Source organism: Limnohabitans sp. TEGF002, from assembly GCF_055395845.1.
Window position 1 is genome coordinate 1,500,658 of record NZ_AP029224.1, and the last position, 25,494, is coordinate 1,526,151.

The 25,494-nt window shown below is 59.6% G+C and carries 24 protein-coding genes and 1 tRNA gene; 12 read left to right on the forward strand and 13 right to left on the reverse strand.

Annotated elements, in window-relative coordinates:
* Positions 1–7: 7 nt before the first annotated feature.
* From ACZ5SR_RS07535 to ACZ5SR_RS07550, 4 genes are all read right to left on the reverse strand, one after another.
* On the reverse strand, positions 8–1,285 hold the full coding sequence (locus ACZ5SR_RS07535) for a TRAP transporter large permease (RefSeq protein WP_464450934.1): 1,278 nt from the start codon (positions 1,283–1,285) through the stop codon (positions 8–10).
* Positions 1,282–1,776 (reverse strand): TRAP transporter small permease, encoded by a 495-nt coding sequence (locus tag ACZ5SR_RS07540; protein WP_464450935.1) that lies wholly within the window; start codon positions 1,774–1,776, stop codon positions 1,282–1,284. Before ACZ5SR_RS07540 ends, ACZ5SR_RS07535 begins: the two co-directional genes overlap by 4 nt.
* Positions 1,777–1,850: 74 nt before the next feature.
* A complete protein-coding gene (locus ACZ5SR_RS07545; protein WP_464450936.1) occupies positions 1,851–2,822 on the reverse strand; it encodes a TRAP transporter substrate-binding protein in 972 nt (323 codons plus the stop codon).
* Between the two features lie 191 nt (positions 2,823–3,013).
* The gene (locus ACZ5SR_RS07550; RefSeq protein WP_464450937.1) at positions 3,014–4,705 is read right to left on the reverse strand and encodes an electron transfer flavoprotein-ubiquinone oxidoreductase; all 1,692 of its coding nucleotides are present in this window, start codon (positions 4,703–4,705) and stop codon (positions 3,014–3,016) included.
* Positions 4,706–4,858: 153 nt separating this feature from the next.
* Here ACZ5SR_RS07550 and ACZ5SR_RS07555 point away from each other — a divergent pair, with 153 nt between their 5' ends.
* Together ACZ5SR_RS07555 and ACZ5SR_RS07560 are read left to right on the forward strand one after the other, a co-directional pair.
* Positions 4,859–5,641, forward strand: a complete 783-nt coding sequence (locus ACZ5SR_RS07555) for an SDR family oxidoreductase (protein ID WP_464450938.1) — start codon at positions 4,859–4,861, stop codon at positions 5,639–5,641.
* A 10-nt stretch (positions 5,642–5,651) separates the two neighbouring features.
* Complete coding sequence (locus tag ACZ5SR_RS07560; protein ID WP_464450939.1) at positions 5,652–6,074, forward strand: acyl-CoA thioesterase; 423 nt, start codon at positions 5,652–5,654, stop codon at positions 6,072–6,074.
* A gap of 39 nt (positions 6,075–6,113) precedes the next feature.
* Here ACZ5SR_RS07560 and ACZ5SR_RS07565 read toward each other — a convergent pair whose 3' ends face one another.
* Entirely contained in the window at positions 6,114–7,010 is an 897-nt protein-coding gene (locus ACZ5SR_RS07565) for a metal-dependent hydrolase (RefSeq protein WP_464450940.1), read from the reverse strand.
* A 99-nt stretch (positions 7,011–7,109) separates the two neighbouring features.
* On the opposite strand from ACZ5SR_RS07565, the gene ACZ5SR_RS07570 reads away from it, so the two are divergent.
* Complete coding sequence (locus ACZ5SR_RS07570; RefSeq protein WP_464450941.1) at positions 7,110–7,778, forward strand: TetR/AcrR family transcriptional regulator; 669 nt, start codon at positions 7,110–7,112, stop codon at positions 7,776–7,778.
* Between the two features lie 121 nt (positions 7,779–7,899).
* Here the strand turns inward: ACZ5SR_RS07570 and ACZ5SR_RS07575 are convergent, their stop codons facing one another.
* Positions 7,900–8,517 carry a peroxidase-related enzyme gene (locus ACZ5SR_RS07575; RefSeq protein ID WP_464450942.1) on the reverse strand — a complete coding sequence of 206 codons (618 nt, stop codon included), beginning with the start codon at positions 8,515–8,517 and terminating at the stop codon, positions 7,900–7,902.
* Between the two features lie 57 nt (positions 8,518–8,574).
* On the opposite strand from ACZ5SR_RS07575, the gene ACZ5SR_RS07580 reads away from it, so the two are divergent.
* The 3 genes from ACZ5SR_RS07580 (at position 8,575) to ACZ5SR_RS07590 (ending at position 12,142) form a co-directional block, all read left to right on the forward strand.
* Positions 8,575–9,000, forward strand: a complete 426-nt coding sequence (locus ACZ5SR_RS07580) for a carboxymuconolactone decarboxylase family protein (protein ID WP_464450943.1) — start codon at positions 8,575–8,577, stop codon at positions 8,998–9,000.
* 81 nt (positions 9,001–9,081) lie between these two features.
* A complete protein-coding gene (locus ACZ5SR_RS07585; RefSeq protein ID WP_464450944.1) occupies positions 9,082–9,753 on the forward strand; it encodes a nitroreductase in 672 nt (223 codons plus the stop codon).
* Between the two features lie 70 nt (positions 9,754–9,823).
* Positions 9,824–12,142 carry an acyl-CoA dehydrogenase family protein gene (locus ACZ5SR_RS07590; protein ID WP_464450945.1) on the forward strand — a complete coding sequence of 773 codons (2,319 nt, stop codon included), beginning with the start codon at positions 9,824–9,826 and terminating at the stop codon, positions 12,140–12,142.
* Between the two features lie 12 nt (positions 12,143–12,154).
* Here the strand turns inward: ACZ5SR_RS07590 and ACZ5SR_RS07595 are convergent, their stop codons facing one another.
* Positions 12,155–12,715, reverse strand: coding sequence for a helix-turn-helix transcriptional regulator (locus tag ACZ5SR_RS07595; RefSeq protein WP_464450946.1), 561 nt, complete (start codon positions 12,713–12,715; stop codon positions 12,155–12,157).
* Between the two features lie 96 nt (positions 12,716–12,811).
* On the opposite strand from ACZ5SR_RS07595, the gene ACZ5SR_RS07600 reads away from it, so the two are divergent.
* From ACZ5SR_RS07600 to ACZ5SR_RS07610, 3 genes are all read left to right on the forward strand, one after another.
* Positions 12,812–13,519 (forward strand): CoA transferase subunit A, encoded by a 708-nt coding sequence (locus tag ACZ5SR_RS07600; protein ID WP_464450947.1) that lies wholly within the window; start codon positions 12,812–12,814, stop codon positions 13,517–13,519.
* 1 nt (position 13,520) lies between these two features.
* Positions 13,521–14,162, forward strand: coding sequence for a CoA transferase subunit B (locus ACZ5SR_RS07605; RefSeq protein ID WP_464450948.1), 642 nt, complete (start codon positions 13,521–13,523; stop codon positions 14,160–14,162).
* A 403-nt stretch (positions 14,163–14,565) separates the two neighbouring features.
* On the forward strand, positions 14,566–15,243 hold the full coding sequence (locus ACZ5SR_RS07610) for a hypothetical protein (RefSeq protein WP_464450949.1): 678 nt from the start codon (positions 14,566–14,568) through the stop codon (positions 15,241–15,243).
* 2 nt (positions 15,244–15,245) lie between these two features.
* On the opposite strand, the gene ACZ5SR_RS07615 is transcribed toward ACZ5SR_RS07610, so the two are convergent.
* Positions 15,246–16,055: a ParB N-terminal domain-containing protein gene (locus ACZ5SR_RS07615; RefSeq protein WP_464450950.1), complete on the reverse strand. Its 810-nt coding sequence runs from the start codon at positions 16,053–16,055 to the stop codon at positions 15,246–15,248.
* A gap of 82 nt (positions 16,056–16,137) precedes the next feature.
* Positions 16,138–16,211: transfer RNA gene (locus tag ACZ5SR_RS07620), tRNA-Gly, on the reverse strand.
* 101 nt (positions 16,212–16,312) lie between these two features.
* On the opposite strand from ACZ5SR_RS07620, the gene ACZ5SR_RS07625 reads away from it, so the two are divergent.
* Positions 16,313–17,305 (forward strand): hypothetical protein, encoded by a 993-nt coding sequence (locus ACZ5SR_RS07625; protein ID WP_464450951.1) that lies wholly within the window; start codon positions 16,313–16,315, stop codon positions 17,303–17,305.
* 14 nt (positions 17,306–17,319) lie between these two features.
* Here the strand turns inward: ACZ5SR_RS07625 and ACZ5SR_RS07630 are convergent, their stop codons facing one another.
* Positions 17,320–18,804, reverse strand: coding sequence for an NAD-dependent succinate-semialdehyde dehydrogenase (locus ACZ5SR_RS07630; RefSeq protein WP_464450952.1), 1,485 nt, complete (start codon positions 18,802–18,804; stop codon positions 17,320–17,322).
* A 229-nt stretch (positions 18,805–19,033) separates the two neighbouring features.
* Between ACZ5SR_RS07630 and ACZ5SR_RS07635 the strand changes: the two genes are divergently transcribed.
* Positions 19,034–20,104 (forward strand): NAD(P)H-binding protein, encoded by a 1,071-nt coding sequence (locus tag ACZ5SR_RS07635; protein WP_464450953.1) that lies wholly within the window; start codon positions 19,034–19,036, stop codon positions 20,102–20,104.
* 109 nt (positions 20,105–20,213) lie between these two features.
* Positions 20,214–22,865: an alanine--tRNA ligase gene (gene alaS, locus ACZ5SR_RS07640; RefSeq protein WP_464450954.1), complete on the forward strand. Its 2,652-nt coding sequence runs from the start codon at positions 20,214–20,216 to the stop codon at positions 22,863–22,865.
* Between the two features lie 42 nt (positions 22,866–22,907).
* On the opposite strand, the gene ACZ5SR_RS07645 is transcribed toward alaS, so the two are convergent.
* The 3 genes from ACZ5SR_RS07645 to gluQRS are packed head-to-tail and all read right to left on the reverse strand — an operon-like array spanning position 22,908 to position 25,490.
* On the reverse strand, positions 22,908–23,795 hold the full coding sequence (locus ACZ5SR_RS07645) for a pseudouridine synthase (RefSeq protein WP_464450955.1): 888 nt from the start codon (positions 23,793–23,795) through the stop codon (positions 22,908–22,910).
* A gap of 28 nt (positions 23,796–23,823) precedes the next feature.
* Positions 23,824–24,564 carry a tRNA (guanosine(46)-N7)-methyltransferase TrmB gene (gene trmB, locus ACZ5SR_RS07650; RefSeq protein WP_464450956.1) on the reverse strand — a complete coding sequence of 247 codons (741 nt, stop codon included), beginning with the start codon at positions 24,562–24,564 and terminating at the stop codon, positions 23,824–23,826.
* Between the two features lie 32 nt (positions 24,565–24,596).
* Entirely contained in the window at positions 24,597–25,490 is an 894-nt protein-coding gene (gluQRS, locus tag ACZ5SR_RS07655) for a tRNA glutamyl-Q(34) synthetase GluQRS (protein WP_464450957.1), read from the reverse strand.
* Positions 25,491–25,494 lie beyond the last annotated feature (4 nt).

Sequence of the window (25,494 nt, forward strand, 5' to 3'; positions counted from 1 at the left end):
TCTAGCTTTATTTGGCGTACACCAAATCCCGCAAGGTCAGCGACAAAGCAGGCACGTAGGTCACCACCATCAAGCAGACCAGGATCACCAGCACGAAGGGGATCAAATCCTTGATGATCCGGTCTAGCGAGATTCGCGCCACCGTACAAGCCGCGAACAGGTTCACGCCAAAAGGCGGCGTGATCATGCCCAAAGCCAGGTTGACCACCATGACCAAACCAAAGTGAACAGGGTCAATGCCAAAGTGCATGGCCACTGGGGCCAAGATCGGGGCCAGCACGATGATGGCCGCGCTGGTCTCGATGAACATGCCGATCAGGAACAAAGCCGCGTTGACACCCAACAAGAAGTAAGCGGGCGACTTGAGGACGTCCTGCAACCAGTGACCAATGGCCTCCGGCACACCTGCGCGGGTGATCAAGAAGGCGAACAAACCGGCGTTGGCAATGATGAACATGATCACCGCGCTGGACAGCACAGATTTGCGCATGATGATGGCCAAGTCTTTCAGCTTGATCTCACGGTAAACCACAGTGCCGACGATCAACGCATAAAACACCGCCACAGCCGAAGCTTCGGTGGGCGTGAATACGCCGCCGTAAATGCCACCCAAAATGATGACTGGCATCATCAAGGCCCATCCGGCTTGCCAAGAGGCTTTGCCAAAGCTCAAGCGACCCTCGCCGTCGTTTTTGCCCCAGCCTTTGTATTTGCAATACACCCAGACCCAGAGCATCAAGGCCAAGCCAATGAAAATGCCTGGGCCAAAACCGGCAATGAACAACTCACCAATCGAGACTTCGGCGCTGACGCCGTACAGGATCATGGGGATCGAGGGCGGGATGATCACGCCCAACTCGGCCGATGTGGCTTGCAAAGAAGCCGCATAGGTGGTGGGGTAGCCGTGCTTGATGAGCGCGGGGATCAAGATGGTGCCGATGGCAAAGGTGGTGGCCACCGAGGAGCCTGAGACGGCTGCAAAAATCATGCAGGTCAACACGCAGGTCATGGGCAAGCCGCCCTGCACGCCGCCCACGATGCTCTTGGCAAACTCCACCAAGCGGCGCGAGATGCCGCCGGTTTCCATGATGTTGCCCGCCAAGATGAAGAAGGGGATGGCGGCCAGCGGGAATTTGTTGATCGAATTGAACATCTCCTTAACGGAGATGAGCATGTTGGCGTTGCCAATTTGAATGCCGACGATGGCCGACAAACCAATGGAAACAGCCACCGAGATGGTGAGTGCAAAGCACAACACCATGGTGCAAAGCATGACGACGCTCATTGTGCGGTCTCCAATTCAAGGCGCTGGGGATCGAGCCAATTACCGATGATGCTGATCACGCTGAAAACAGCGCCAACTGGCAAAGCCATGTAAGCCCAAAACATGGACACATCTTCCAGACCAATCATGGTCTGGACCTTGCCCCGGTTGGCATAGTCCCAACCCCACCACATGATGATGCAGACCAGAGTGAGCGCGGCCAAAGCCACAGCGGTGTCAAGGACTTTTTTCATGCGCGGGCCGCTCCAGCGGTACAACACGTCCACGCTGACCATTGCACCCTGGCGGAAAGCCATGGGGATGCCCATGAAGACCATCCAGATCAGGCTGAAGCGGATGATGACTTCGGTCCACTCGACCGGAACTTCCAGCACAAAGCGGGTGAAAATTTGCAGCATGCCCAAGCAGGCCGCCAAGGCCAACATCAAGCAGGCTACAAGCATGGAAAAAGCGGTGGTCCACCTTTCTATGCTCAGATAGAGCGAGCGCATAAAAAATCCTTCACAACAAAATCAAAAAACGCCCGCCAATCCAGGATTGGTCGGGCGTTTCCACAAACTTCAGATTACTTGGTGTTGCGGATGCGGTCCAGGTTGGCTTTGCCGAACTGCTTTTCAAATTCAGCAATGGCCGGTGCCATGGTGGCAATGAACTTGGTCTTGTCGACGTTCTCGATGATGTTCATGCCTTTTTTGCGCAACTCAGCCACGCCATTGGCATCGTCTTTGTCCACGCGTGCACGGTTGGCTTTGACAGCCTCTTTGGCCGCGTCGAGGAAGATCTGCTTGTCGGCTGCGCTGAGCTTGTCAAACGAGCCCTTGTTCATCAAGATCACCACGGGTGAGTAGACGTGGCCAGTCAGTGTCAGGTGCTTTTGCACTTGGTCAAAGTTGGAAGCCATGATCACCGACAGAGGGTTCTCTTGACCGTCCACAGTGCCTTGTTGCAATGCGGTGAACACTTCAGGGAATGCCATAGGTGTGGTCACGATGCCCAAGCTCTTGTAAGCGGCGACGTGCACGGGGTTTTCCATGGTGCGCATCTTGAGGCCTTTGAGGTCATCAGGCAAATTCACAGGACGCTTGCTGTTGGTCATGTGGCGCACGCCGTTTTCACCCCAGGCCAAAGCTTTGAAGCCTTTGGAGTCGAACTTGGTCAGCAGCTCTTGGCCAATGGGGCCATCCAGCACGGCGCGAGCGTGTGCTTTGTCACGGAACAAGAAGGGCACGTCCAGAATGCGAGCTTCTGGCACAAAGTTGGGGACAGGGCCAGTCGATGTGGTGGCCAGTTCTTGGGTCCCCAGTTGCACAGATTCGATGGATTCGCGCTCGCCGCCCAGAGAGCCGGAGTAGAAGTTCTGGATCTTGATGCGACCGTTGGTGCGCTTTTCAACTTCTTTGGACAGGGTATCGATGGCCTCGCCCTGGTGGGAGTTCTGGCCGACAGAGATGCTGTTGCGCATGGTGATTTGCGCAGAGGCTGTGGCCATGACACCTACGGCCAAACTCAGGCCCAACATCAGTTTGCTCAATTTCATTCGAAAGCTCCTCGTGGATCGGTGGACGACAACAAGTTGCGAATCAACTTGTCATACAAGTTTGATTATGGGGTGCCCGTCGGCAGGTTGATCTACGGGTTTTCGCGGGGGTACTGTTGCCTTGGCGACGCGACTGAGTGCGGTCGAAAAAAAGAGGCCCCGCAGGGCCTCTTGAACTGAATGCACAGGAATTACATGCCTGTGTAGTTAGGACCGCCGCCGCCTTCAGGCGTGACCCAGACGATGTTTTGCGTCGGGTCCTTGATGTCGCAAGTCTTGCAATGCACGCAGTTTTGGGCGTTGATCTGCAGGCGGTCGCTGTTGTCTTCGTTCTTGATGTACTCGTAAACCCCGGCAGGGCAGTAGCGCGCCTCAGGCCCTGCGTATTTGGCCAGGTTGATGCCCACCGGCACCGAGGCGTCCTTGAGCGTGAGGTGCGCGGGCTGGTTTTCTTCGTGGTTGGTGTTGCTGATGAAAACACTGGACAGACGGTCAAAGGTCAGTTTGCCGTCGGGCTTGGGGTAGTCGATTTTTGGGCAATCGGCCGCAGGCTTCAGATAAGTGTGGTCGGCCTTGTCACGGCGCAGCGTCCAAGGAATGTGGCCGCGCAAGACAAACTGCTCAAAGCCGTTCATCAAAGTCGCCACGGTCAGGCCCTTCTTGAACCAGGTCTTGAAGTTGCGCGACTTGTTCAGTTCGGTGTAGAGCCAGCTGGCCTCGAAAGCCTCTGGGTAGGCGGCCAATTCGTCGTGCTGGCGGCCAGCTTGCAAAGCGTCGTACGCCGCTTCGGCGGCCAGCATGCCGGTTTTGATGGCGGCGTGGCTGCCCTTGATGCGGCTGACGTTGAGGTAACCGGCGTCACAACCGACCAGCGCACCGCCGGGGAAAACCGTCTTGGGCAGGCTCATCAGGCCGCCTGCAGTGATGGCGCGTGCGCCGTAGCCAATGCGCTTGGCGTTGACTTCGCCTTTGTCGTTGGTGAAGTACCACTTGATGTTGTTGTGGGTTTTCCAGCGCTGGAACTCTTCAAATGGGCTCAGCCAAGGGTTGGCGTAGTCCAGACCGACCACGTAGCCGATGGCGATCTTGTTGTCTTCCATGTGGTACATGAAAGCGCCACCGTAGGTGTCGTTGTTCATGGGCCAGCCGGCGGTGTGCATGACAAAACCGGGCGTGTGGCGCGAAGGGTCGATTTCCCAGACTTCCTTGATGCCGATGCCGTAGGTTTGTGGATCGCGGCCTTCGTCCAGCTTGTATTGGGCGATCAGTTGCTTGCCCAGGTGGCCGCGTGCGCCTTCGGCGAACACGGTGTACTTGGCGTGCAGTTCCATGCCCAACTGAAAGTTCTCGGTCGGCTCGCCGTCTTTGCCCACGCCCATGTTGCCGGTGGCCACACCTTTGACCGAGCCGTCTTCGTTGTAGAGCACTTCGGCGGCGGTGAAGCCGGGGAATATTTCCACACCCAGGTTTTCGGCCTGCTGACCCAGCCAGCGGGTGAAGTTGGACAGGCTGATGATGTAGTTGCCGTGGTTTTGCGCGCACTCGGGCAAGAAGATGCCGGGGGTGCGGGTGGCGCCGGTCTCGCTCAGGAAGCTCCAGGCGTCGTCGGTCACAGGCTGGTTGAGCGGGGCGCCCATCTCTTTCCAGTTGGGGAAGAGTTCGGTCAGGGCCTTGGGGTCCATGATCGCGCCGCTCAGGATGTGCGCGCCGGGCTCGCCGCCTTTTTCCAGCACGACCACCGACACGTCTTGGCCTTTTTCAGCGGCCAGTTGCTTGAGGCGGATGGCGGTGGACAGGCCCGCGGGGCCGCCGCCGACCACGACCACGTCGTATTCCATGGATTCGCGGGGGCCGTAGGTGCTCAGGATTTCTTCGGGGCTCATGACAGACTCTTTAGGACAAGTTGAAAATTCGAGAGCCCGGCACCTGGGGTGTCGGGCGTGTGACTCATTTTATGCATCTTGGGGCAGCTTCCCCCGCACAATGTTGTCAGCTGTTGCTGTGCAACGGATGCGAAACCCTTAGAAGGATTTGACATGGCCTATGAAATCGATTTGTCGGGCCGCGTAGCCCTGGTCACCGGCGCTTCGGGCGGATTGGGCGCGCAATTTGCCAAAACCCTGGCCGCAGCTGGGGCTGGTGTGGTGTTGGCCAGCCGCCGCATCGAAAAGCTCAAAGACCTGCGCGCCGAGATCGAGGCCGCAGGGGGCGACGCCCATGTGGTCGAAATGGACGTGACCGACCGCCACAGCATTGCGGCTGCCGTGGCGCACGCCGAAACCGAGATGGGCAGCATCGACATTTTGGTGAACAACTCGGGCGTGAGCACCACCCAGCGCATCCAGGACGTGACGGAAGAAGACTACGACTTCATCATGAACACCAATGTGCGCGGTGCATTTTTTGTGGCACAAGAGGTGGGCAAGCGCATGTTGGCGCGTGCCAAGGGCGCCGCGCCTGGCAGTTTCACAGGCGGGCGCATCATCAACATCGCCTCCATGGCGGGCCTCAAAGTCTTGCCTCAGATCGGTGTTTACTGCATGAGCAAGGCGGCCGTGATCCAGATGACCAAGGCTTTTGCGGTGGAGTGGGGCAAATTTGGCATCAACGTGAACGCGATCTGCCCCGGTTACATCGACACGGAGATCAACCACCACCATTGGCAAACCGAGCAAGGCCAAAAGCTCATCAGCATGCTGCCGCGCAAGCGTGTGGGCCAGCCGCAAGACCTGGACGCTTTGTTGATGCTGCTGGCCAGCGACCAGAGCCATTTCATCAATGGCGCGGTGGTGTCGGCCGACGACGGTTTTGCGGTGTGAGGGCCATGCCATGAAATTGGAGTTGCCAGAGCACAAAAAGCAAGTTTTTGAGTTGGTGATCCCCATCCGCTGGGGCGACATGGACGCCATGGGCCACGTCAACAACACCGTGTACTTTCGCTACATGGAGACGCTGCGCATCGACTGGTTTGAGGCGATCGGTTGTCAGGTCAACCCACAAGGGCAGGGGCCGGTGATCGTGAACGCGTTTTGTAATTTCTACAAACAGTTTGAATTTCCGGGCGACATCCTGGCGAAGATGTTTGTGAGCGATCCCGGCCGCACCACGTTTGAGAGTTGGTGCACGCTGGAGCGAACCGACCAGCCCGGGGTGATCTTTGCCGCAGGTGGAGCGACCACGATTTGGGTGGATTTCCCCAAGCAAAAAGCCGTGACCCTGCCCGACTGGGTGCGGGCCTTGGTCAGCGACTGAGCGCTTTTTTGCAGGAGCGCACACCCGTGCGCGATGGCTTCAAGCCGCTGTGGAAGCCGTGCCACCCACCGCACGCCACTGGTCGGCATGGCTTTCCAGCCAATCTTTCGACAAGGTGTCGCTGCCGACTTGCATGGGGTGAAAGTCTTTGCGGGTGTATTCCCAAACGGGCTTGGCCACACGCCAGACCATGCCGTGGCGGCCGAACAAGAACTTGCCAGCCGACCACCAGGTGGAAGGCTTGAAGAGCGTCTTGTCGTGCCAGAGGTTGTTGACCGTTTGGCGGAAGACGTCGGTGCTGAACTGAATCGTCACGTACCAAAACCAGCGCATGCGCCAAGTGTGGTTGCCGCCCAAGCGTTGGTACAGGTCAAAGGCCACACATTTGTGCTCGGACTCTTCGGCCGCATGCCAGCGCCAGAGGGTTTTAAGGGGGTCTTCGGCGCCAGCAAACCAGTCGCCTGGCTGGTCCAGTCGCTCCAACGTCAGGTCGCCAAAAATCGAGGTGTAGTGCTCAAAAGCGGCGGTGATGGCCAACTCGTGCAAATAACCCTTCTCACTTTTGCTAAAGAACTCTTCGCGGCCTTTTTTCAGACGCTGCTCAGCGCGCGGGCCCCAATGGTTGACCAAACCTTGCTTTTCAAGGTGGGCGTTGTACAGCGCATGCAGGTGGCGGTGGGTGGCTTCTTGGCCAATAAAGCCTTTGGCGACGCTTTTCAGATCGGCGTTTTCGGGCGTGTCGGGCAAGGCTTTGGCACCGTTTTTGACCGCATCGATGAAGGATTGCTCGCCCACAGGAAAACTCATGGACAAGGCGTTGGCATAAGCGGTGAGGAAGGCGTCGCCGCCATTCCAGTGGCGTGAAAAACCTTGGCTCAGGTCAACCGACAAGCGGCGAACCGTCAGGTCGGAGGGGGCGGCTGCGTGAGTGCTCATGGGGAGTGCCTTGGAAATCGATCAGAATGTGAGCATTGTTCAGTTTTTGCAAAGACCTTGCAACTCGCGATCTATTCACATTTTTTGAAGGGTTTTTTGATGGCCGAGGCCAAACCTTCCAAGACGCCACCTCAGCCGCAAGCCCCATCTGGCCTGCGTCGTCAGCCTTCTCAGGCCCGTGCACAGCAAACCATGCAAACGCTGTTCAAGGCTGCTGCTCAGATTTTGGACAAAGAGGGTGAGGCAGGTTTGACCACCAACAAGGTGGCTGCGGCGGCTGGTTTTTCGATCGGCACGCTTTACCAGTACTTTCCGAGCAAAGAGGTGCTGGTGCGCGCCATGGCGGCCAAAGGCCAAGACATGGTGCTGCAAGCCCTTGAGCAATATTTGGCGGCACTGGAGCTAAGGCCCGATGTGGCCCAGATGGACCCGCAAGACTTTCTACGCCAAGCCATGCGCATTTTGCTGCAGGGGTTTGCCACGGGCAAAGGCTTTAGCCAGAGTTTGATTCGCTTGGGCTGGGTGATGGAGCAACCCCAAGAGACGGCCAGCGTGGTGCGCCAGGTGGCCGATCGTTTGGCAATCTTCTTTGAGCGCATCAACCACCCCGATTTGAAGTCGCCTTCACCCGCGCAGTTGTTTGTACTCAGCCGCTCGGTGATCGGCACCTTGCGCAGCGCCAGCCTCGAAAAATCCCCCTTGCTGGGCAGCACAGCTTTGGAGGATGCACTGGTGCAAGTGGCTTGGGCCTTGCTGGCTCGCAAGTGATGCATTGGCCATCGCGGCGAGGGCGCTGCTCCTACAGCCTCTGTAGGAGCCCCGCTCCCGGGGCAATGGTTTGGGGTCTGTAAGGCGTTTTCGCGGCGAGGGCGCCACTCTGCAGTGACGGTCAGGCGGGTTTGGCTTTGGGCGCGCGGCCCATCAGGTAAAACTCCGGGTTGGGCATCATGCCGCTGAAGCTGGCCATGCGGTTAGACAGACCAAAGAAGGCGGTGATCGCCGCGATGTCCCAGATGTCTTCGTCGTTGAAGCCATGCGCGTGCAGCGCGGTAAAGTCGGCGTCTTCCACCTCATCGGAGTGGTTGCAGACCTTGAGCGCAAAGTCCAGCATGGCGCGCTGGCGCGGACTGATGTCGGCCTTGCGGTGGTTGATGGCCACCTGGTCAGCCACCAGCGGTTTCTTTTCATAAATACGCAAGATCGCGCCATGCGCCACCACGCAGTACAGGCAGTGGTTGGCTGCGCTGGTGGTGGTCACGATCATCTCGCGTTCGCCCTTGGTCAGGCCGCTCTCGCGCCCCACCGACTCGGGCACCATCAGGGCGTCGTGGTAAGCAAAGAACGCGCGCCACTCGGCTGGGCGGCGTGCAAAGGCCAGAAACACGTTGGGGACAAAGCCGGCTTTTTCTTGCACCTCCAGCACTTTGGCTTTGATGTCGTCGGGCAAGTCGTTGATGTCGGGGGCGGGGTAGCGTGGGGTGGGCGGTGTGGTGTGGGGTGTACTCATGGTGTCTCCAATGGGTGATGCTTTTGATTATGCTCATGACACTTAAAGGAGCCTGTCATGTCCAACACACCCTCACGTTCACCCATTGAGCAAGCCCGCGAGGCCCGCCCCGAAGACGCCGCCTTTCAGGCGGGCCTGACCACCCGCACCCAAGTCATGGGGTCGGAGTATGTGGACCGCGCCCTGGGCGCCGCCACCGACTACACCATGCCCATGCAGGAGTTCATCACGGCCAACGCCTGGGGCAACGTTTGGCAACGCCCTGGTCTTGACCTCAAGACCCGCAGTTTGATCACCGTGGCCATGCTCGCGGCCCAGGGCAAACAGCACGAGCTCAAGGCCCATGTGCGCGGGGCGCTGAACAACGGCGTTACGCCCGAAGAGCTGCGCGAAATCATGCTGCACGCCACGGTGTATTGCGGCTTCCCCACCGCCATTGACGCTTTCCGTTCGGTGACCGAAGTGGTGCAAGCCCAGGGCTGAAGGCCGAGTAACCAAGGCAACACGCGCGCATTGACGGTGGGCGTCTTTTCACCGATTCTTGGGTGAGGAGAAATAACACCCATGGAATTTTCAGAACTCATCAAGGCCCGCAAAAGCGTTCGCGGTTACCAACAAAAACCGGTCCCTCGCGAGGTGATCGAAGAGCTCCTCTCGGTGGCCAAGTGGTCGCCCTCGTCGATGAACACCCAGCCTTGGCATGTGCATGTGGTCACCGGCGAGCCGCTCGAGCGCATCCGCCGGGGTAACACCGAAAACATGGTCAAGGGCGTGCCGCCCAAGCGTGACTTCCCGATGAAAGAGGCCTACGAGGGCATTCACCGCAAGCGCCAGGTCGACATCGCGATTCAGTTGTTTGACGCCATGGGCATCGCCCGCGACGACAAAGAACGCCGCACCGATTGGGTCATGCGCGGTTTTCGCCAGTTCGATGCGCCCGTGTCGCTGGTGCTGACCTACGACAAATACCTGGAGCCCGCGGCCATCAGCCAGTTTGACCTGGGGGCTTTGTCGCACGCCATCGTGCTGGCCGCTTGGGAGCGGGGCCTGGGCACCGTGATCAACGGGCAGGGCATCATGCAGTCGGCCGTGGTGCGCGAGCACGCGGGCATTCCGGACGACCAGAACATCATGATCTGTATCGCCTTGGGCTACCCGGACGAAGACTTTGTGGCCAACACCGTCAAGTCGGTGCGCGAAGACGAAGCCAACTTCGTGCGTTACGTCGGTTTCTGAACCTGTCATGGATCAGGTCGCCATCTGGCGATGGTGGCCTTTTCTTTCCGTCCCCTAGAGTGAACACCCCATGAACTTGAGCAAAGAAGAGTTGGCTTTTCGCGACGAAGTGCGCGCCTTTTTGGCTACGGAGTTGACCGACGAGATCCGTCTGGGCGGGCACCGCACCTCGGGCATTTTTTCGGACTATGAGGTGGGCATTCCGTGGCAGCGTATTTTGGCCAAGCGCGGCTGGGCGGCGCCGCACTGGCCCGTCGAGTGGGGTGGCTGCGGCTGGACGCCAAGGCAACACGACATTTTTGCCAGCGAGATGGCTGCGGCCGAAGCACCTTCGGTCTCACCCCTCGGCTTGGTCATGGCCGCGCCCGTGCTGGTGGCGTTTGGCACGCAGGCCCAAAAAGAGCGCTGGTTGCCCGACATTCGCAACGGCGTGAGTTACTGGTGCCAAGGTTACAGCGAGCCGGGCTCCGGCTCCGACCTGGCCTCGCTGCAATGCCGTGCCCGCCGCGAAGGCAATGAGTGGGTGATCAACGGCTCCAAGATCTGGACCACCCACGCCCACAATGCCACCCACATGTTTTGCCTGGTGCGCACCGACAGCAGCGGCAAGCCCCAGCAAGGCATCAGCTTCTTGATGTTTGAGCTGAACAACCCCGGCATCCAGATCCGACCGATCATCAGCATCTCGGGCGATCACGAGTTCAACCAGGTCTTTTTTGACGAGGCCCGCGTGCCCGCGGACGCCCTGATTGGCGAAGAAAACCAGGGCTGGACGATTGCCAAATTTTTGTTGGAGCACGAGCGGGGTGGCTCGTCTGCGCCGTTCTTGCGGGGCCGTTTGGCGCGGCTGCACGAGTCCTTGCGCGATGCGTTTGCATCCGGACACTCAGACTCCGAGTACGAAGACATCGCCTTGACCCTGGCTAACGCGCAATGCCGCATCGACGCCTTGCACGCCTGGGAACAACAGGTGCTGATGGCCCGCATTGGCGGCGGAGCTCAGCCATGCTGGATGCCTGCTGCCCCGTCCATGGGCAAGGTGCTGGCGACCGAGCTCAAGCAGCACCTGACCGAGTTGGGACTGGACATTGCAGGCCCTTACGGCGCCACCAGCCTCACTATTGAGGAGGCCAGCGCCCACGCGCTGACAGTGCCCGAAGAGTCGGTGTTTGCCACCCGTGCGTATTTGAATGACCGCGCCGCCTCGATTTACGGCGGCACCAACGAAGTCCAGCGCAACCTGATCGCCCGCCACATTCTGGGGGCTGAAGTGGTGGAGCCCGTGGTGCCCACCGACGAAACGCAGGCCATGCTGCTGGCCAGTTTGCAAGGCTGGCTGCAAGACAAGTTGCCCTTCGACAAACGCGCACAGATGATTGCAAGTCCAGAAGCGATTGCGCCGCTGTGGCAAGGCTTGAGCCGTGAGCTGGGCCTCTTGGGCGCGGCGCTGCCCGAACACTTGGGCGGCATGGGCGGTGGTTTGCCCGAGCAGATGCTGATCTGCCAGGCCTTGGGCGCGGCCTTGGTGGCCGAGCCCTACAGCAGCTCTGCCGTGCTAGGCGCCACCTTGCTGCAAGCGCTGAATGACCCGGCGGCCGATGCTTTGCTGCAAGGCCTGACCGACGGTCAAGTGCGCTTGGCCGTCGCGGCGCTCGAGCCTACAGGTCGGACTGACTTGAGCCGAGTGCAGACCCGCTTGCACAGTTCAAACGGCCAGTGGCACATCACCGGGCGCAAAGCCTTGGTGCGCGGCGCAAGCAATGCCACGCACTGGCTGGTCAGCGCCAAAGACGAAGCAGGCCAGCTGCGCATGGGTCTGATCGACCCCGCAGCCAGCGGCGTGCAGCGGCGCGATGTGCGTTTGATCGACGGTGCTTGGGCGGCTGAGTTGGCCTTTGACCAAACGCCCGTGCAAGCCCTCATCGGACAGGGCGATGCAATGGCTGCACTCACACAAGCCTGGGACACGGCCACCTTGGCCGCTGGTGCCGAAGCCGTGGGCGTGATGCAGACCCTGATGCGCGACACGCTCAACTACACCAGCCAGCGCAAACAGTTTGGCCAACCCCTGGCAGCCTTCCAAGCTTTGCAACACCGCATGGCCGACATGTACATGGCGCTGGTGCAAGCCGCGGCGGCGGTGGGCGCATGTGCCGATGTGTTGAGCGACAGCCCGGAGCGCTGCGCCGAGCGCGTGTCATCGGCCCATGTGACGGTGCTGCGTGCAGCACGACTGGTGGGGCAGGGCGCGGTGCAGTTGCACGGCGGCATGGGCATGACCGACGAACTGGCCGTTGGCCACGGCTTCAAGCGGCTGACGGTGATCGAGCAGCAGTTTGGCGGGGTGGCGCAGCATTTGCGGCGGGTGGCGGGTTTGTCCCTTGCCTGAGCCTCTGGGTCTTCACCCCCGCATCAACTTCTGAATCAAATCCGCCGCTCCTGAGGCTTCGTATTTGCGCATCAGTTTGACGCGGTAAATCTCCACCGTGCGGTGGCTGATGCCTAAAGCGCGGCCGATTTCTTTGCTGGTTTGTCCGTCCATCAGGTGGGCGGCGACTTCGCGTTCGCGGGCGGTGAGTTCGGCTTTCACCGGTTTGCGCTCCGACAGGTCTTCAAAAGTCCAGATGCCCGCTTCATGCGGGGCTTCGCGGTTCAGGGCGCGGCCCGTCACATGGCACCAGAAGGTTTCGCCTTTGAAGCGCCCGTCCACACGTTTCATGACCCGGTCGTCGGCGTACACGCCGTTGGCGTTCAGGATGGGGGTGATGCGTTGGCCGGTGCGCTCGTACTCGTCGGCGCTGGGGTAGAGCAGCTGGAAGGTCTGACCCATCAATTGCACTCGACTGGCGCCAAACACTTCACACAAGCGCTGATTACAGTCAACGATGGTACGGTTGCGTGAGAGCACCATGCCAATTGGGGCGAGGTCAAAGGCGAGGCGGTAGTCGATGTCTGGGGTCATGGCGCGCAGGCCGCCCGCCTAGGGCAGCCCTCTACGAAAAACTACGTATTTCAATACGTAGTATCGTAGCGTTTTCATCCTTTCCTGGAGACCGGTGTGAACAAGATTTATCCCTCCGCAGCCGAGGCCCTCAAGGGCATCGTGGCTGACGGTCAATTGTTTGGCGTGGGCGGTTTCGGCCTGTGCGGCATCCCCGAAGCGCTGATTGCTGCCTTGCGCGACAGCGGCGTGCAGAACCTGACCGCGATTTCCAACAACGCGGGCGTGGACGACTTTGGTCTGGGCATCTTGCTGCAGACCCGCCAGATCAAGAAGATGATTTCTTCTTATGTGGGCGAGAACAAAGAGTTCGAGCGCCAGTACTTGGCGGGCGAGCTGGCTTTGGAATTCACCCCCCAAGGCACGCTGGCCGAGAAGCTGCGTGCGGGCGGCGCGGGCATTCCGGCCTTCTTCACCAAGACCGGTGTGGGCACCTTGGTGGCCGAAGGCAAAGAGCTGCGCGAGTTTGACGGCGAGACCTATGTGATGGAGCGCTCGCTGGTGCCCGATGTGTCGCTGGTCAAGGCGCACCGCGCCGACAAGTCCGGCAACCTGCAGTTCCGCTACACCTCGCGCAACTTCAACCCTGCAGTGGCCATGGCCGGCAAAATTTGTGTGGTCGAGGTCGAGGAGATCGTCGAAACCGGCGATATGCACCCCGACAGCGTGCACCTGCCTGGCATTTATGTGCACCGCATCGTGTTGAACGCGAAACCGGAAAAGCGCATCGAAAAGCGCACCATCACTGAAAAGGCGGGAGTCTGATATGAGCTGGAGTCAAGACCAAATGGCCGCGCGTGCGGCCCACGAACTGGAAGACGGTTTCTATGTGAACCTGGGCATCGGCATCCCCACGCTGGTGGCCAACTTTGTGCCGGCTGACAAAGAAGTCTGGCTGCAAAGCGAAAACGGCATGCTGGGCATTGGCCCTTTCCCGACCGAAGATGAAGTCGATGCGGACCTGATCAACGCGGGCAAACAAACCGTGACCACCATCAAGGGCTCGTCGATTTTTGGCAGTGAGCAGTCGTTTGCCATGATCCGTGGCGGCAAGATCAACTTGTCGATCTTGGGCGCGATGCAGGTGAGCGAAAAGGGTGATTTGGCCAACTGGATGATCCCCGGCAAGATGGTCAAGGGCATGGGCGGCGCAATGGACCTGGTGGCGGGCGTCAAGCGCGTGATCATCTTGATGGAACACGTGGCCAAGAAAAAAGACGGCACCGAAGACCTGAAAATTTTGCCCAACTGCACCTTGCCTTTGACCGGCGTGGGCGTGGTCGACCGCATCATCACCGATCTGGCCGTGATGGACGTGACCGACGCGGGCCTGAAGGTGGTTGAGTTGGCACCGGGCGTGACGCCCGAGTTGTTGCAAAGCAAGACGGGTGTGAAGCTGATTTTTTGATCAGACAAGCCTCTTGCTCTTTAAAAACCGCAATTCGTTGCGGTTTTTTTATACCCGATCCATTCCTGAAATAATTGAAAACAAAAGAAAAATAAACAGATCATTTTTGGGTTTTTCCTAATTCAATATTGGCCGATCTTCATGCAAAATGAGATTTTTTCTGGCGGCCACAATGTCGAATCCCCCTATAGATCGCGTTCGAGGCGATCTGCTTCGTGAATGGCGTGTCTCTCAGCAATGTGATGTCAACGCGCTGGCCAGCCGTGCTAATTTGTCGGTGGCTCAAATTCTCCAGTTGGAGTCTGGTGAGACAACACTTTTTTACACACCGGCCATCAAAGAAATCGCAGCTCGCAAGGTTGCCAACTTGCTGGGAGGCGATCCTTCTTTGGTGATTCTTCCTATGGACGATACGCCTTGGGGCGGCGGACCTTCCGTGGTGGACGAGCTGGTGGAGTTGTCACTGCAAAGAGCGAAAGCCGCTCAAGCCCCGTCGGGTTTTTCTCGCCCACCCCGCTGGTTACTCGGCTTGTCGTTGACCATGGGTTTGTTGGTGCTCGGCTCGGCGTGGCTCCATCACCAAGGCTCGCTCGGCAGTGTCAAATCAATGTGGCAGGCATCGAGCTCCTTATGGGCCCCGGCTCTCCAGCCAGAAACTGCCCCAGTGGTCTCAGCAAAGCACTCGCCAGCACCCGTGGCAGCAGCTGTCGCTTTGGCTGCTCCTGAAACTTTGATTGCACCAGCAGCACTTCCAGCTGAAAAGGCTTCCAGCGGGGCTGACCTGTGCCAAAAAAATCAGGCGGCTACCGTGCTCACGCCCGCCAGTCCCAGCAAAGCGGGCGACATGGTGCACCTTGTCGCGCAGAAATCGGGTGCCATTTGCGTGGTTGACGGCGCAGGCCTCAGCACCGTTTTGTCCTTGCAGTCGAGCGAAACCCGCAGTGTCTACGGCACAGCGCCTTGGCGGGTTCATTTTGAGCAGCCTGAACAAGCCCAACTTTATTTCCAGGGTGTTCGACTGCACTTGCCGGACGCCAGCGTCACGACAGTGGCATTGCAGGAAGGCGTCAGAAGCCGCTGAGTTCAGGCCATCAACCGGGCCTGAAGCTCGGCCACTTGTGCACGCAGAGCCATATTTTCTGCGGTCAGGGCGTTCACCCGTTCTTGCAAGTCTTGACCGTGCTTGTTCAATCCCGATGAGGCCGTCTCGCCCTCTTGGGCCGGCTTGCGGTTCACCTCGCGCACGCGCTTGGCGGCTTGTTTGAGTTCGGCCTTGCCAGCGAGCGCGGCTGACTTTTGTTCTTCAGCAGGCAGGCTGGCCACGGCCGCTGCGGCGTTGAGGGAAATCGCACCAGCCTTGACGGCGGCCACCAGTTCAGGCGCTGCTTGCTTTTGGATTTTCTCAATTTGCACCACCTGGCTGCTGCTCAGACGGGCGGCTTTGGCGATGTCGGCGCGGCTTTTAAGCGGGTTGGTCTCACCAACCCTGGTGTCTTTGGGCGCAACATGCGGTGCATCATCCAGAGATGCCGTGTCTGATTCGGCGGTGGCGGCGATGCCCTGGGCACGCCGCGCAGCCAGAATTTCGCGCTTGCGCAAGGCCAACAAGCCACGCTGAAAGTCCGAAACGCTGCGGCGTCCCAGGTGCTGGTCGATCATCCACAGGTGCACGTCTTCCATCGATTGAAAACGCGTGTTTTGCACCGTCTGAAAGGGCAGACCATGCTTTTGACAGATGCCGTAGCGGTTGTGTCCGTCCACCAGCACATCGCCCCACAACACCAGCGCATCGCGGCAGCCCTCGGCCAAGATGCTGCGCTCCAGCGCCGCGTGTTCGTCGGGTGTGAGCGGATCGATGTAGGCTTTGAGTTCTTCGTTGACGGTGATGTGCATGGATGAGAGGGCAAGTGCTCTGGGCGGGGGATCTAAATGCCGAAGGCCCCTTGCGGGGCCTTCTTGAATGCGGCATCAAAACTGGAGCGGGTGATGGGAATCGAACCCACGTTATTTGCTTGGGAAGCAAGAGTCCTACCATTGAACGACACCCGCGGTGGCTGAATTCTAATCGTTTAAGAGGGTTGCAAGACCCGTTATGAAAGCGCTCAAAGTTAAAATCATCCGATGCGCATTCCCCCCCAAAAAACCAAGCCTTGAACTTTCAGCCTTGGTTTTTGTTTTTGTTGGCCTGTTACACCGTCTTGGAGTTGTCCTTCAATCACCGTCTGCTTGAATTGGCGGGTGATTTGCAAATGAACACCACGACGGTCCAATTGAACGATATTGAGATTTGGGGGCGTATCGTTTCTGGTTTGGGTTTGGCTTTGTTGTTGATGCGTTGGCTTGACAACTGGGTGCGGTCGAGGGTTTTACTCCTGCTGATGTGCTGTGCGCTGGGTTTGATCAGCATGTGGCATGTACAAAAAGCTTTGGTAGACACCATCGTGGCGCGTGCCGACGAACAAGACTTGACGATGAGCTGGAAATCACAAATGAGCACGCAGGAAGCGCTCAATGGACGCATTTTGCTTCGAGGCGAAACCTTGCTGAACAGCCCGGCTCCCCCAGAGATACGGCCCGTGATGAGTGCTTTGTGGGCCTCTTCGGTGGCTGGTTTGTATCCTGAGGATCTGGACTCGGATTCGGGTGCATCCCAACTGATGAGCAGCTTTTTTGCCCCGCAAATCACCCCCTCGCAGCGGCTTGCGGCTTACCGCAAAACCGTCATGACGCCGGTGGTGCTGGCCGCCTCCTTGACGTTTGGATTGCTCAATCTGTGTCAACTGTTTGCGGGGTGTTTCACCTGGCTGTTGATGGCCAGCGGGCAAGACCGGCTTTTGCAGCGCTGCAAGCCTTGGCTGCTTTCGGTCTTGACGGTGTTGTGCATCGCGCTGAGTTGGTGGCCCGGTAATGTGTGGACCACATCACCCGCCTATCAACGGGTGGCCAGTCCCACGCTGTGGGCAGACAAACCCTACCTGGCCCCTTTTGTAGAGTGGAGTGTGCGCGCTGAGCCGGCTTGGGCGGACTCAGTGGCGTGGGTTCACCGTGCTTTGCTGCAAGACTTCAAGTTCAAGATGCCTTTTCGCCATTGGCTCGGGTATGAGGGCACGCAACCCTCATCCCAAACGGTTCCGTTGCATTGATCTTTCAGCTGGCATCACTTCAGGATGTCACCCATGCAGAGGTATTTGATTTCCACATAGTCGTCCATGCCGTGGTGTGAGCCTTCACGGCCCAGGCCCGACTGCTTGACGCCACCAAAAGGCACATGCTCGGTGGCCAAAATGCCCACGTTGATGCCAACCATGCCGTATTCCAGCGCTTCACTCACGCGGAAAATGCGGCCCACGTCGCGGCTGTAGAAGTAGCTGGCCAGGCCGAATTCGGTGTTGTTGGCCGCATCCACCGCTTCTTGCTCGGTCTTGAACTTGAAAATGGGCGCAAAGGGGCCGAAGGTTTCTTCTTTCGCGCACAGCATGTCGGCCGTGGCATCGGCCACCACGGTGGGTTCAAAAAATTGGCCCGAGCCCATGCTGGACAGGCGCTTTCCCCCGACCACCACGCGGCCGCCTTTGGCCACGGCGTCGTCCACATGGCGCTGCACTTTGGTCAGGGCCGCTTCTTCGATCAAGGGGCCTTGGTTCACGCCGTCTTCAAAGCCGTTGCCCACTTTGGCCGTCTGCACTTTGGCAGCGAATTTTTTGACAAATTCGTCGTAAACGCCTTCTTGCACATAAAAGCGGTTGGAGCACACACAGGTTTGACCCGCATTGCGGTATTTGCTGGCGAAGGCGCCTTCGACTGCGCTGTCGATGTCGGCGTCGTTGAAGACGATGAAGGGCGCGTTGCCGCCGAGTTCGAGCGACATTTTCTTGACGGTGGGCGCAGACTGCGCCATCAGGATGCGGCCCACTTCGGTCGAACCGGTGAAGCTGATGTGGCGCACCACGTCGCTGGCGCACAGCACTTTGCCCACGGCAATCGAGTTGTCGGCGTCGGCGGTGATCATGTTGAGCACGCCCTCAGGAATGCCCGCGCGGATGGCCAACTCGGCCGCAGCCAAGGCGGTCAACGGCGTGAGTTCGGCCGGTTTGATGATGACGGGGCAGCCTGCAGCCAAAGCGGGTGCGACTTTGCGCGTGATCATGGCCAGGGGGAAGTTCCAGGGTGTGATCGCGGCGCATACGCCAATGGGTTGCTTGAGCACCAACAGGCGGCGGTTGTTGTCGAACTGGGGCAGGGTCTCGCCGTTGACGCGCTTGGCCTCTTCGGCGAACCATTCCACAAAGCTCGCGCCATAAGCGACTTCGCCTTTGGCCTCGGGCAGGGGCTTGCCTTGTTCGGCGGTCATGATGCGGCCCAAGTCGTCCTGGTTGGCCATCAGCAGGTCGTACCACTTGCGCAAGATGATGCTGCGCTCTTTGGCGGTTTTGGCTTTCCACGCAGGCCAGGCGGCGTTGGCTGCCGAAATGGCGGCTTCGGTCTCCGCCGGGCCGAGATTGGCCACGGAAGTCAATACGGCTCCCGTGGCGGGGTCGGTGATGTCAAACCGGCTGCTGCCAGCAACCCATTGCCCATTGATCAGGGCGTCGGTCTTGAGCAAACTGGGGTCATTGAGCAAGGCGAGGGGCGATGTGGTCATGGTTTCAAGGTGGTCAGTAAATGCCCGGCATCTGGTGGGCCGGTAAAGATGTGAACATGGCGAACAAAAATCAGAGCAGATGTGAATCTGTCCTTGTCAGATGCGCCTCTTGGAAAACCAATTATGGGGCTTTCTTGGGTTCTGCCCCGCGCCAGGATGTCCCCAAGTGAGACATCGGTCGGTCGAAAAACAGTAACATTGAATTTCTGAATTTTTGGGAGTTCGCGGCGTGATCATTGACCAGACTTCCAGCCATTTGAATGGTTCCAGCGCCACCTCACCATTGCCTGAGACAGGTTTGGTGTCCAAGTCCGGCCTGCGGGTGCTTTTACTCGGAGCGACGGGCACGATTGGCATGGCCACTGCTCGGGCCTTGCTGCGGCGTGGCCACGAGGTGGTTTGTTTGATCAGGCCCCGTCAAGGCGTGGGCTCAACGCAAGCCGACACACGTCTGTCTGAACGTCTGGCTGGGGCCTTGGTGGTCCAGGGCCATGTGTCCGATCCAGAAGTTTGGAGCCAACCGTCTTTCGCTCAGGCTCCTTTTGATGCGGTGGTTTCGTGCATGGCCTCGCGCACGGGTTCTCCTCAAGACGCGTGGCGAGTCGACCACGAGGCCCATGTGGGGGCGCTGAAAGCGGCACAAGCTGCGGGTGTGAAGCATTTTGTGCAACTGTCGGCCATCTGTGTCCAAAAGCCTTTGTTGGCGTTTCAACATGCCAAGCTGGCTTTTGAGAAAGCCTTGATTGAATCAGGCATGACCTATTCCATCGTGCGCCCAACCGCTTTTTTCAAGTCGCTGTCGGGTCAATTGGAACGGGTCAAAAAAGGCAAGCCATTCTTGATTTTTGGCGACGGTCAGTTGACCGCCTGCAAACCCATCAGCGACGATGATTTGGCCGATTTCATCGTGGGGTGCTTGGACGATGAGTCACGGCACAACCAGATCTTGCCCATCGGTGGGCCTGGGCCTGCCATCACGCCGTTGGCGCAGGGCGAGCATTTGTTTGCTTTGTTGGGAATGCCGCCGCGCTTCAAGCGTGTTCCGGTGGTTCTGATGGATGCCATCGTGGGTGTGTTGAGCGTGTTGGGCAAGCTCATTCCAGTTGCTGCGCAGAAGGCGGAGCTGGCCCGCATTGGGCGGTATTACGCCACCGAGTCCATGTTGGTGTGGGACGCTCAGGCGCAACGCTACGATGAGCAGGCCACACCTTCACACGGGTCACAAACGCTTTTTGATGCCTATGCCCGCTGGGTCAAAGGGGAGGGCGCGCCCGATCGCGGGGAGCACGCCGTTTTTTAAGTGGGTCTGTGCCTCACCTCAGGGCGTTGAGCGCTTGGGCTTTTGCCCGGCTCTTTGGCGAATGCCCAAACTTATAATGCGGGGTTGCACTTTGAGCGAAAACACCCCCATGAGCCAAGCCACTTTTTCCGTTTCCGACATCCGCAAGACCTTTTTGGACTTTTTTGAGTCCAAAGGCCACACTGTGGTGGCGTCCAGCCCCTTGGTGCCGGGCAACGACCCGACCTTGATGTTCACCAACTCGGGCATGGTCCAGTTCAAGGACGTGTTTTTGGGCTCCGACAAGCGCTCTTACGTGCGTGCCGCGTCCGTGCAAGCCTGCCTGCGTGCCGGTGGCAAGCACAACGATCTCGAAAACGTGGGCTACACCGCCCGTCACCACACCTTTTTCGAGATGCTGGGCAACTGGTCGTTTGGCGACTACTTCAAGCGCGAATCGCTGGAATGGGCTTGGGAGCTGTTGACCCAGGTCTACAAGCTGCCTGCCGACAAGCTGTACGCCACGGTCTACATGGAAGACGACGAAGCCCACGGCATTTGGGAGAACATTTTTGTCAAAGCCGGTTGGACGCCTGAGCGCATCAAGCACGAGAACCGCATCATCCGCATCGGTGACAACAAGGGTGGTCGCTACAAGTCCGATAACTTCTGGATGATGGCCGACACCGGCCCTTGCGGTCCTTGCTCGGAGATTTTTTACGACCACGGCGCACACATTCCTGGTGGCCCACCCGGCAGCCCCGATGAAGACGGTGACCGCTTCATCGAAATTTGGAACAACGTGTTCATGCAGTTCAACATGGACGAAACCGGTGCCGTCACGCCACTGCCCGCCCCGTGCGTGGACACCGGCATGGGCCTGGAGCGCTTGGCCGCCATCTTGCAGCACGTTCACAGCAACTACGAGATCGACATTTTTGACGCGCTGATCAAGGCCGCATCGCGCGAAACCGGCTGCACCGACCTGAACAACAAGTCGCTGCGCGTGATCGCCGACCACATCCGCGCCACCGCATTTTTGGTGAGCGACGGCGTGGTGCCCAGCAACGAAGGTCGCGGCTACGTGCAGCGCCGCATCGTGCGCCGTGCGATTCGCCACGGTTATTTGCTCGGCCAAAAGACCCCGTTCTTCCACAAGCTGGTGCCCGATTTGGTCAAGCTCATGGGCGCGGCTTACCCCAATATGGCCGATCAGGCCGAGCGCATTGCCGACGTTTTGCGGGTCGAAGAAGAGCGCTTCTTTGAAACCCTCCAAAGCGGCATGCAAATTCTGGATTCGGCCCTCGAAGGTGGCGTCAAGGTGCTGCCCGGCGAAGTGGCCTTCAAGCTGCACGACACCTACGGCTTCCCGCTTGATTTGTCGGCCGACGTTTGCCGCGAGCGCGGTCTGAGCGTGGACGAAGCCGGTTTTGCCACCGCCATGGAAAAGCAAAAAGCTCAGGCCCGCGCGGCAGGCAAGTTCAAGATGGACAAAGCGCTCGATTACACCGGCGCTGGCAACGACTTTGTGGGCTACGAAGACCTGACGGCCAACGCCAAAGTGCTGGCTTTGTACGCCGACGGCAACGCCGTGACCGAACTCAAGGCGGGCCAGTCGGGCGTGGTCGTGCTGGACTCAACTCCTTTCTATGCCGAGTCCGGCGGCCAAGTGGGCGACCAAGGCATGCTGCACAACGCAGGCGGTCAGTTCAACGTGTTGGATACGCTCAAGATCAAGGCCGACGTGTTTGGCCACCACGGTGAAGTGAAGTCTGGCAGCCTGAAGGTGGGCGACGCGGTGCAAGCGCATGTGGACCTGGCTGTGCGCGCCGCCACCGTGCGCAACCACAGCGCCACCCACTTGATGCACAAAGCCCTGCGCGAAGTGCTGGGCAGCCATGTGCAGCAAAAGGGCAGCTTGGTCAACGCCGAGCGCACCCGTTTTGACTTTGCGCACAACGCGCCCGTGACCGACGCCGAGATCCGCCAGATTGAAGCCCAAGTGAACGCCGAAATCTTGGCCAACGCCGTGGCGCAAGCGCGAGTGATGGACATCGAAAGCGCCCAGAAGACCGGCGCGATGATGCTGTTTGGCGAGAAGTACGGCGAGACCGTGCGTGTGCTCGACATCGGCTCCAGCCGCGAACTGTGCGGCGGCACCCATGTCAAAGCTACGGGCGACATTGGACTGTTCAAGATCGTGAGCGAAGGCGGCGTGGCCGCAGGCGTGCGACGCATTGAAGCCGTCACAGGCGCGAATGCTTTGGCTTATTTGCAGTCGCTCGAAGACACTGTGACGCAAGCCGCAGGCTCGCTCAAAGCCCAACCGGCTGAGCTGAACGCCCGCATCGCGCAAGTGCTCGACCAGGTCAAGGCGCTGGAGAAAGAACTGGCTGCCGCCAAAGGCAAGCTGGCTTCGGCCCAGGGCGACGAGCTGATGACGCAAGCCGTGGACATCAAGGGCATCAAGCTCTTGGTGGCCAAGCTCGAAGGGGCTGACGCCAAGACCCTGCGCGACACCATGGACAAGCTCAAAGACAAGATGAAAACTGCCGTGATCGTGCTCACGGCTGTGGACGGTGAGAAGGTGCAGATCGCCGCAGGTGTGACCGCCGACACCGTGGGCAAAGTCAAAGCGGGTGAGTTGGCCAGCTTTGTGGCGGCTCAAGTGGGCGGCAAAGGCGGCGGCAAGCCCGACATGGCGATGGCCGGTGGCACCAATGCAGCGGCCTTGCCTGCTGCTCTGGCCAGCGTGCCAGCCTGGGTGACCGAGCGGGTTTGACGCAAGATGACTCAGGGCTGGCTAGGCCGCCCTGAGTTTGCGTCAAAACTGCAGCTTCAATTGGCTCTCCAACTCACGGGTCTGTCCGGTGAGCGGATCGGTGAACCGCACCGATTGGGCCAAGAGCTGCAAGGGGTCGCTGAAATCTTCCTGCGCCTGCGGCCCCCGACGCACCGTGGGGTAGAACTGATCGCCCACGATGGGCATTCCCATGGCCATCATGTGCACACGCAGCTGGTGGCGCTTGCCCGTCACGGGCTCCAATTGGTAGAGCGCGTGCTCACCCTGAAAGCCCAATCGGGTGATGCGGGTTTCGCTGTTGGGCTCACCCGGTATTTCCTGCATTTTGAAAAAATACGCGGGGTCTTCGGCCAGGCGGCTGGTGTGCACCCACGGCAGTGCCAACTCGGGGCGGTGCGCGGCCACGGCGTGGTAAGTCTTGTGAATGCGGTGGTCACGAAACAGGGCGTGGTAGGCATCGCGTTCGTGCAAGCGTTTGCCAAAAAGCACCAGTCCTGCCGTTTCGCGGTCTATGCGGTGCAGGGGCACCAGATCGGCATGGCCCGTCAGGCGTTTGAGTTGGACCAGCAGGCATTGCTGCACATAGGGGCCAGACGGGGTCACGGGCATGAAATGCGGCTTGTCGGCCACCAGCAGGTGGTCGTCCTCGAACAAGACTGCCGCTTGCATGGGCAGGCGTGGTTCGTCGGCCACGTTGCGGTAATAAAAGAAGCGCTGCCCAGCTTGGCAGGCTTGGTCGGCTTGAGCGCTTTGCCCGTTTTCTTGCAGCACCAGACCTTGGCGCACCCGCTGCGCCCATTCCTCACGCGGGATGCCGGGCATGCGCTGGGCCAAAAAATCGAGCAAGCTGGGCCAATGGCCAGCCGGGACAGCCACCACGCTGGCGCTCACGCCCTCGTGAGTTGGCATCTGGGCGACGCGTCCCGAGCGGGTCATGTCAGACGCGGCGGAACACCAGATCCCACACACCGTGGCCGAGTTTCAGGCCCCGGTTTTCAAACTTGGTCAGTGGCCGGTAGTCGGGTTTTGTGGCAAAACCATCTGGGGCGTTGCTGGTATTGACCAGCAAGGGCTCGGCGCGCAGCACACCCATCATCTGCTCAGAGTACGGCTGCCAGTCGGTGGCCAAATGCAGGTAGCCACCGGGCTTGATGTGCGCAGCCAAGCGCTGGATGAAGGGGCTTTGGATCAGGCGGCGCTTGTGGTGGCGGCTCTTGTGCCAAGGGTCTGGGAAGAAAATGTGCACACCGTCCAGGCTGTCCGTGCCCAGCATGTGGTCCATCACCTCGATGGCGTCGTGCTGAACGATGCGGATGTTGCCAATGCTTTCTTCGCCGCAGCGCTTGAGCAATGCGCCGACACCGGGCTCGTGCACCTCGCAGCACAAAAAGTTGTCATCCGGGCGCACTTGCGCGATCTTGGCTGTGGCGTCGCCCATGCCAAAACCGATTTCCAGAATCAGCGGCGCAGCGCGGCCAAAGGCGGCCTGCACATCGAGGCGCTCAGCACTGTAGGGGATCAAAAACTGAGGGCCAAACTGCTCAAACGCCCGCATTTGCCCTGAGCCCATGCGCCCAGCGCGCAGCACATAGGTTTTGATTTGACGCATGAAGGGGGCATCTTTGGCTTCTGGGGCTTCGGTTGCCGGGGCGGTTGTGGTGTCTTCAGGCGTCGTCATGGGGGAGCAGTGGGTGTTTGCAAAGCCTGTGATTATCGTGGTGTTCGGCTCAGTACCAGCCACTTTTCGAGCGCGTTGGCCTGGGTGGCTTGCTCGGACACAGCAGGCAGGCCCAGCACTTGCGCGGCATCGTTCAGCGCGGACAACACAGCCTGTGGCGTTTGCAACTCCAGCGCCAGCGCCCCATTTTGTTTGCTGAGCTTTTCGCCATTCGCGCCCCATACCAGGGGCGTGTGCAGGTAGTGCGGGGTGGTCAGCCCCAAAGCGGCTTGTAAAACGATTTGCCGCGCGGTGTTGTCGGCCAGGTCTTCGCCGCGCACCACATGGGTGATGCCTTGCGCTGCGTCGTCGACCACCACCGCCAGCTGGTAGGCCCACAGGCCATCGGCGCGGCGCAGCACAAAGTCGCCCACTTCTTCGCACACGTTTTGTAGTTGTGGCCCTAAACGGCGGTCGTGCCAGCGCGTGATGGCAGGCAGGCCCAGCGCGGTTTGCACGGCCTGCACATTCAGCCGCCAGGCGCGGGCGGGTTTGCCTTGCAGGCCGTCCCGGCAGGTGCCGGGGTACACGGCGGCGCTGTGACGGGCCACGGCTTGGGCCGATTCAATTTCTTTGCGCGAACAGCCACAGGGGTAGGCCCAGCCTTGGTTCACCAGGCTTTGCAGGGCGGCTGCGTAGGCGTCACCACGCTGGCTTTGCCACAGCACCGGGCCGTCGGGCACCAGGCCACAGCTTGTCAGTTGCTGCAAGATGGTCAGGGCGGCCCCGGGCACGCAGCGGGGGGTGTCGACATCCTCGATGCGCACCAGCCACTGCCCGCCGTGCGTGCGGGCGTCGAGCCAGCTGGCCAGGGCCGCCACCAACGAGCCGGGATGCAAAAGGCCGGTTGGCGATGGCGCAAACCGGCCTGTGTAAACCTCGGACATGCAG